The following is a 722-nucleotide window of genomic DNA, read 5'->3' as shown; positions in this document are numbered from 1 at the left end:
CGTCAACGCCGTCCGCTCCGCATGGCCCGGCAGCCCCGCGCCCCGCGTCCGCCTCCTCCCCCGCCGCGTCCCTTCCGACGAGATCCCCAAGGGCTTCGAGCACCCGGACCAGGGCATCGCCATCGGCCTTGACGAGGCCGCCCTCGCCCCCGTCTTCCTCAACTTCGAAACCGACCCCTTCCTCCTCGTCCTCGGCGACACCGAGTCCGGCAAGACCGCCACGATCCGGCTCCTGGTCAAGCAGCTCACCGAGTACTACCAACCCGACGAGGCCAAGTTCGCCGTCTGCGACTTCCGCCGCACCCTGCTGGAGACAGTCCCCGACGACTACCTCGTCGAGTACGCGCCCCTCGCCGCCGCCCTCGAAGCCCAGGCCGACGGCATCCGCCAACTCATGGAGAAGCGCGCCCCGCAGGCCGACATCACGCCCCAGCAGCTCCGCGACCGCAGCTGGTGGTCCGGCCCCCGCCTCTTTGTGGTCGTCGACGACTTCGACCTCGTCGCCACCTCCACCGGAAACCCGCTCGACCAACTCGTCGAGCATCTCCCCTACGCCCGCGACATCGGCATCCGCTTCATCATCGCCCGCAACACCGCCGGCGCCTCCCGCGCGATGTACGAACCCTTCCTCACCCGTATGAAGGAACTCGGCGCCCAGGGCATCGTCCTCTCCGGCGACCCCTCAGAATCCGACCTCATAGGCAACGTAACCCCCCGCCCCC

1 protein-coding gene is annotated in these 722 nt (G+C 69.4%); it reads left to right on the top strand.

Annotated features, from left to right (window positions below):
* Window positions 1-722, top strand: a 722-nt coding sequence (locus tag GL263_RS27530) for an FtsK/SpoIIIE domain-containing protein (protein WP_267132803.1), incomplete at both ends; no start/stop codon positions are given.

The sequence above is a fragment of the Streptomyces durbertensis genome (assembly GCF_014156695.1).
Lineage (GTDB): Bacteria > Actinomycetota > Actinomycetes > Streptomycetales > Streptomycetaceae > Streptomyces > Streptomyces durbertensis.
Note: the sequence above shows the minus strand (reverse complement) of the source record. Positions and strands in the feature narration are given on the sequence as shown.